General features: G+C 54.5%; 5 protein-coding genes and 1 pseudogene. 2 read left to right on the top strand and 4 right to left on the bottom strand.

Annotation, left to right across the window (positions count from 1 at the left end; translation table 11 throughout):
* Positions 1-2 precede the first annotated feature (2 nt).
* Positions 3-497, bottom strand: a complete 495-nt coding sequence (ppiB, locus tag ACSZPU_RS01680) for a peptidylprolyl isomerase B (protein ID WP_498994825.1) — start codon at positions 495-497, stop codon at positions 3-5.
* A 174-nt stretch (positions 498-671) separates the two neighbouring features.
* Between ppiB and cysS the strand changes: the two genes are divergently transcribed.
* Positions 672-2,057 (top strand): cysteine--tRNA ligase, encoded by a 1,386-nt coding sequence (gene cysS / locus ACSZPU_RS01685; RefSeq protein ID WP_498994827.1) that lies wholly within the window; start codon positions 672-674, stop codon positions 2,055-2,057.
* Positions 2,058-2,190: 133 nt separating this feature from the next.
* Here cysS and ACSZPU_RS01690 read toward each other — a convergent pair whose 3' ends face one another.
* Complete coding sequence (locus ACSZPU_RS01690) at positions 2,191-2,715, bottom strand: metal-dependent hydrolase (RefSeq protein ID WP_498994829.1); 525 nt, start codon at positions 2,713-2,715, stop codon at positions 2,191-2,193.
* A gap of 263 nt (positions 2,716-2,978) precedes the next feature.
* Here ACSZPU_RS01690 and ACSZPU_RS01695 point away from each other — a divergent pair, with 263 nt between their 5' ends.
* On the top strand, positions 2,979-3,722 hold the full coding sequence (locus ACSZPU_RS01695) for an SDR family oxidoreductase (protein WP_498994831.1): 744 nt from the start codon (positions 2,979-2,981) through the stop codon (positions 3,720-3,722).
* A gap of 76 nt (positions 3,723-3,798) precedes the next feature.
* Here the strand turns inward: ACSZPU_RS01695 and ACSZPU_RS01700 are convergent, their stop codons facing one another.
* Both ACSZPU_RS01700 and ACSZPU_RS01705 read right to left on the bottom strand, forming a co-directional pair.
* A complete protein-coding gene (locus ACSZPU_RS01700; RefSeq protein ID WP_498994833.1) occupies positions 3,799-4,815 on the bottom strand; it encodes a substrate-binding domain-containing protein in 1,017 nt (338 codons plus the stop codon).
* Positions 4,816-4,907: 92 nt separating this feature from the next.
* A pseudogene (locus tag ACSZPU_RS01705) lies at positions 4,908-6,362 on the bottom strand (PTS transporter subunit EIIC).
* Positions 6,363-6,446: the final 84 nt, after the last annotated feature.

The following is a 6,446-nucleotide window of genomic DNA, read 5'->3' on the forward strand; positions in this document are numbered from 1 at the left end:
GATTACTCGCTAACGGTCACGCTTTCAACCAGCACGTCTTCTTTCGGCACGTCTTGGTGCATACCGCTGCGGCCAGTGGCAACGGCTTTGATTTTATCAACCACGTCCATGCCTTCAACCACTTCGGCAAATACGCAATAGCCCCAACCCTGCAGGCTTTCGCCAGAGAAGTTCAGGAAGTCGTTATCAACAACGTTGATAAAGAACTGTGCGGTTGCAGAGTGCGGAGCCTGGGTACGCGCCATTGCAAGCGTGCCACGGGTGTTTTTCAGGCCGTTGTTGGCTTCGTTTTTGATCTGGTCTTTGGTTGCTTTCTGGTTCATGCCCGGCTCGAAGCCGCCGCCCTGAATCATAAAGCCGTTAATGACGCGGTGGAAAATGGTGTTGTTGTAAAAACCTTCACGGCAGTAGTCCAGGAAGTTTTTAACTGTTTCAGGCGCTTTATCATCAAAAGTTTTGATTACGATATCGCCGTGATTAGTGTGGAAAGTAACCATTTTTGCATCCTGTTCCGGTAGAGTGGTGCGCAGACCCGACTGTGGGTCAGAGATAGTCGCCTGTTATAGCATAACCTGATGCCGCGATCACCTTGCAATCGGTGCTGCTTCGGGATTGAATTACGGGTAATATATGCGTTTTTCCGTTCCACACACGTCTACATGGAATCTCCGATGTTAAAAATCTTCAATACACTGACGCGCCAAAAAGAGGAATTCAAACCTATCCATGCCGGGGAAGTCGGCATGTACGTGTGTGGTATCACTGTTTACGATCTCTGTCATATCGGTCATGGTCGTACATTTGTCGCGTTCGACGTGGTGGCCCGCTACCTGCGTTTTCTCGGCTATAAGCTGAAATACGTGCGCAATATCACCGATATCGACGATAAAATTATCAAACGCGCCAATGAAAACAGCGAAAGTTTTGTGGCGCTGGTCGACCGCATGATCGCCGAAATGCACAAAGATTTTGATGCACTGAATATTATGCACCCGGACAGCGAGCCGCGTGCGACGCACCATATCCACGAGATCATCGAAATCACTGAACAGCTGATCGCGCGCGGTCACGCCTATGTGGCGGATAACGGCGACGTGATGTTCTCTGTGCCGACGGACCCGAACTACGGCCAGCTGTCGCGCCAGGATCTTGACCAGCTGCAGGCGGGCGCTCGCGTGGACGTCGTTGACGTGAAGCGTAACCCGATGGACTTCGTGCTGTGGAAGATGTCCAAGCCGGGCGAGCCGAGCTGGACATCGCCGTGGGGCGAAGGGCGTCCGGGCTGGCACATTGAGTGCTCCGCAATGAACTGCAAACAGCTGGGCTACCATTTCGATATTCACGGCGGTGGTTCGGACCTGATGTTCCCGCACCACGAGAACGAAATCGCGCAATCTACCTGTGCCCATGACGGCGAGTATGTGAACTACTGGATGCACTCCGGTATGGTGATGGTGGATCGCGAGAAGATGTCCAAATCACTGGGCAACTTCTTTACCGTGCGCGATGTGCTGAAATATTACGATGCCGAAACCATTCGCTATTTCCTGATGTCCGGTCACTATCGCAGCCAGTTGAACTACAGCGAAGATAACCTCAGGCAGGCACGCTCGGCGCTGGAGCGTCTGTATACCGCGCTGCGCGGTACCGACAAATCTGCGGCGGCGGCCGGTGGCGAGGCGTTCGAAGCGCGCTTTGTCGAGGTGATGAACGATGACTTCAACACCCCGGAAGCCTATTCCGTGCTGTTTGATATGGCGCGTGAAGTGAATCGCCTGAAAGCAGAAGATATGGCGGCGGCGAATGCGCTGGCTTCCCATCTGCGTAAGCTTTCTGGCGTGCTGGGTCTGCTGGAGCAGGAGCCGGATGTCTTCCTGCAAAGCAGCGCACAGGCGGATGACGGCGAAGTGGCTGAGATTGAAGCCTTGATTCAGCAGCGTCTGGATGCGCGTAAAGCGAAGGACTGGGCGGCGGCAGATGCGGCGCGCGACCGTCTCAATGAGATGGGTATCGTGCTGGAAGATGGCCCGCAGGGGACGACCTGGCGTCGTAAGTAGTTTTTCCTCGTTACCCAGAGGGAGACGTAGCCCGGATAAGGCGCTTACGCCGCCATCCGGGATATTCCCCGGCGGCGCTGTCGCTGGCCGGGGTTACGGGTTTGCACAAAACCGGGGCAAACGATGCTTAACATCAACGTCTGCGCCAGTGCCACAATACACCCATCAGAATAAATCCTGGCACCCACACCCACAGCAGTTCCGACATAATCACCTGATGCCCGTACGGCGTCATGTACTTCGACAGGGCAAAAGGCGCGACCTTGATCACCTGCCACGGAGCAAAAAACCGTTCATCCGACCACGGCCACAGCCAGCCAACGCCTTTCCCGCCGGTGGTTATCGAATCCAGCAAACTGTGCGACAGCAATGAGACGGTCAAAAAGGCCCAGCAGCGCATCAGGCTTGCGTTAAGCCAGCGCCGCCCCAGCCACGTCACCAGAATCGGCACCACAAAGGCGAACAGCAGCGAGTGCGTAAAGCCGCGATGACCCAAAACATTGCCGTAGGCCACGCCAAACTTGAATGCCAGCACATCGGCATCCGGCAGCATCGACAGGGCAATGCCGGCCAGTAACAGGCGGGGAGGGATGGTTTTACTGCCAAGTCCTAAGCCAAGGCACAGTGGTACGGCGGCGTGCGTAATAATGGTGGGCATGCTAAGTCTCTGTTGTCTTTGCAAAACGAGAAGTATAAAGCGCAGCGCCCGTATCGCTATCTGCGTGTTATCTGAAATTACCCGCCATGAGCAAAACGTCATTTTGTGATGCAGCACGATTATCGACTTAACATATTCATGTTATTTGGGCTTACGCATAAACATCGACGCTATTTTTTAGCGTAATGACAAATGTACTTCACAGGCGATCGGCGTAACTTGCTAAGAAGTCGAATTTTTGCATCCCACTTTCCGAGGAAAACATGACAAAAGTAGCGCTGGTGACAGGTGGTAGTAAGGGCATTGGATACGCGGCGGCGAAGGCGCTTTATCAACAGGGTTACATTGTGGTGGTAGCGGCGCGTGATGAGGAAAAACTCAAAGCCTGCGCCGAAGGGTTCGACCCTAAACGCTTTGTGCCGGTTTCTGCCGATGTCTCAACCCCTGAGGGTGTGAAGGCGCTGTTCGGGCGGATCAAAAATGACTTCAGCCGCCTAGATCTGCTGTTCAACAACGCGGGGAACAACAGCCCGGCGAAATCGATCGAAGAGATCCCGTACGAAGAGTGGCTGCGCGTCTTTAATATTAACGTTCACGCCAGTTTCCTGTGTGCGCAAGAAGCGATCAAAATCATGAAGGTTCAGGAGCCGATGGGCGGGCGCATCATCAATAACGCCTCGATTTCTGCAATTACCCCGCGCCTGTACACCGCACCTTATACCGCGTCGAAACATGCGATTACCGGCCTGACCAAATCCATCTCGCTGGATTGCCGTAAATTTAATATCGCCTGCGGGCAGATCAACATCGGTAACGCTGAAACCGAGATGTCCGGGCGGATGCGTAAAGGCGTTTATCAGGCGGACGGCACCATTGCGCCGGAAGATATGATGAATGTGGCGGATGTCGCCGCTGCCATTGCGGCGATTGCCTCAATGCCGGTGACGACGAACGTGCTGGAGATTACGATTATGGCGAATAATATGCCGTTTATTGGCCGCGGCTAACATACACGTCATCCTTCACGCTGCCTCTTTGTTGGCTGCATTCATACCAATAAAAAGCGGGCCAACGCCCGCTTTTTTACGCCGATTCCCGCACCACCAGTTGCCCGGAGAGGGGAATGGTCTGCGTCAGCAAATCCGGCTCTTTCAGCTTGCGTATTATTAGCCCCGCAGCCTGACGGCCCGCCTCTTCACTGGCAGACGAGACATAGGTAAAAGAGGGGGAGGTGAGGTTCACGTGGAGCATATCCTCGAAGCCTACCAGCGCTACCTGCTGCGTCAGGAAGACATCTTTACCGATGGTGCGCCCCACCTGATGAATGCCGCTGATGGAACCAATCACCGCGTTCGGCGAATGGCACAGCAGGGCGGTGATGGTGTTGTTTTTCTCCAGCAGATGACGGGTCGCCAGACTCGCCGACTCGGTCGATTCACTGCAGGCGGGCGTGTACTCATCGCGCAGCACCATGCCGTACTGTTTAAGCGCGCTGTGCACGCCCAACAAACGCTGGTGGCGCACCAGATCGTGTTCCGTACCGCCGATATATGCGATGTTACGAAGCCCGCGCTCAATCAGATAGCGCGTGGCCAGGCTGGCGGCCTGACGGCTATCGCGCATCACCAGATTGCAACTCTCTTCGGGCAATGACTGGGACACCACCACCATCGGCAGCGGGCACTGGCTGATTTTTTCTGGTAGATGCGGATTAAGGGTATCCGACGAGAGATAAATCACCCCCGCGACCCCCTGTTGCTTAAACGAGAGCAGGCAACGTTCCAGATGCTCGTTGTCGTCCAGCGGTTGCCCCAGAAAGACCATATAGCCTTTACGCTCCAGCGCCTGGACAATGCTCGCCATCACTTTGATGGAAAAGCTGTCGCTGAAATCGCGCAGGATCAGGCCTATCAGGTTCGAGGTATTGGCGCGCAGGTTGGCGGCAGCGACGTTGTGCACGTAGCCCAGCTCATTGATAGCCGACTGCACTCGCTCAATGGTGGCGTCGGAGATCTTCCCCTTCTGACGCAGCACCAGAGAGACGGTTGAAACCGATACGCCCGCCAGTTTAGCGACATCAATGATGCTGACCTTTTTCAATGGTGCTCCCTGAAAGTACAGAATAATCAGTCAGAAATAGTAAAGCCTCCTGTATAAATACAGGAGACTTATTTCACCTTACCCGCACAAGGTTATTTGCCAAGCGATGTCGCCATGGCCTGAGCGATAAACTGTGCCCTGGCGCCGAATATCACCTGTACGCCTTTATCACCGACAAAGACCACCCCGCGAGCACCTACACCGTTCAGCCCTTCTTTATCGACCTGGCTGCCGTCCAGCACTTCAATACGCAGACGGGTGATACAGGAACCGACGGAATCGATGTTTTTCGCCCCACCTAACAGGTCAACAATTTCGGTGACCAGCTCGTCGTCCGTTTTGTCTTTCGCATCCGCTGACACCTCGGTACGGCCCGGCGTTTTAACATCAAAGCGACGGATAACAAAGCGGAAGGTGAAGTAGTAAATCAGCGCCATCGGCACGCCAATAATTACCGCATTCAGATAGTTTGTCTCGTAGCCGTTAAACGACGGCAGAATACCAAACGAAATGTAGTCGATAAGACCGGCAGAGAACGACTTGGCGATATGCGCATGCATCAGGTACATGGACATGTAGGCCAGGCCTGCCATGATCGCGTTGAACACATACAGAATCGGCGCGACGAAGATAAAGGTAAATTCGACCGGCTCAGTAATACCCGTTAAGAAGCAGGTCAGCGCGGCGGAGAACAGAATACCGGCGGCGATTTTTTTGTTTTTGGTCTGCGCTTCGTGGTACATCGCCAGACAGGCCGCAGGCAGCGCGAACAGCATCAGCGGGAACTCGCCTTGCATGAATTTACCGGCGTTCTGATAGGTGTCGCTGCTGAATGACCTGGTGCCTTCTTCCAGCATTTTGAACCAGATGGTCTGGTCGCCGTGGATAACCTAGCCGGCCTGAGTGGTGTAGTCACCGAAGGAGTACCAGAACGACGGATACCAGATGTGGTGCAGGCCGAGCGGGATCAGCGCACGTTCCGTCAGGCCAAAGATAAAGATCGAGGCCGCCTGATTATCGCCGTTGACGATAACAGAGAGCGCATCGATACCCGCCTGGATATGTTGCCAGACGTAGGGCAGCAGCAGGCCGAGAATAAACGACATAAAGGCGGTGGCGATGGCAACAAAACGCTTACCGGAGAAGAAGCCCAAAAACTCAGGCAACTGCATGGTATGGAAGCGGTTATAGCACCAGGCCGCGAGAATACCGCAGATGAGGCCACCGAAGACCCCCATTTGCAGCGACGGAATACCGACCACCATCGCATATTTCCCGCCCTGCGACGCCATTTCCGGCGTAATCGACAGCACGGTACTGATGGTGATGTTGGTGACAAACACCGACACGGCCGCAGAGAGGGCAGCGATACCCGATTCTGACGCCAGACCTACCGCAGAGCCGATGGCGAACAGCAGCGGCAGGTTATCAAAAATAACCCCACCGGCGTTCATCATCAGCGGTAAATGAAACTTATCGCCAAACGCCAGCAGCAGACCGGCGGCAGGCAGCAGTGAGATAGGCAGCATTAACGCGCGCCCAATCATCGACAGCTTAGATAGTGTCGTCACAAGATTTTAGCCCAGAGAGCGATGCATCTGATCTGGACGGCAGCGAGAAATGAGGCCGTA

It is taken from the genome of Phytobacter sp. V69 (genome assembly GCF_965644215.1).
In the GTDB taxonomy this organism is placed as follows: domain Bacteria; phylum Pseudomonadota; class Gammaproteobacteria; order Enterobacterales; family Enterobacteriaceae; genus Phytobacter.

What these genes read in the sequence shown, in the direction of transcription:
- ppiB (WP_498994825.1), bottom strand. Translation starts at nt 497, where the DNA reads ATGGTTACTTTCCACACTAATCACGGCGATATCGTAATCAAAACTTTT.
- cysS (WP_498994827.1), top strand. Translation starts at nt 672, where the DNA reads ATGTTAAAAATCTTCAATACACTGACGCGCCAAAAAGAGGAATTCAAA.
- ACSZPU_RS01690 (WP_498994829.1), bottom strand. Translation starts at nt 2,715, where the DNA reads ATGCCCACCATTATTACGCACGCCGCCGTACCACTGTGCCTTGGCTTA.
- ACSZPU_RS01695 (WP_498994831.1), top strand. Translation starts at nt 2,979, where the DNA reads ATGACAAAAGTAGCGCTGGTGACAGGTGGTAGTAAGGGCATTGGATAC.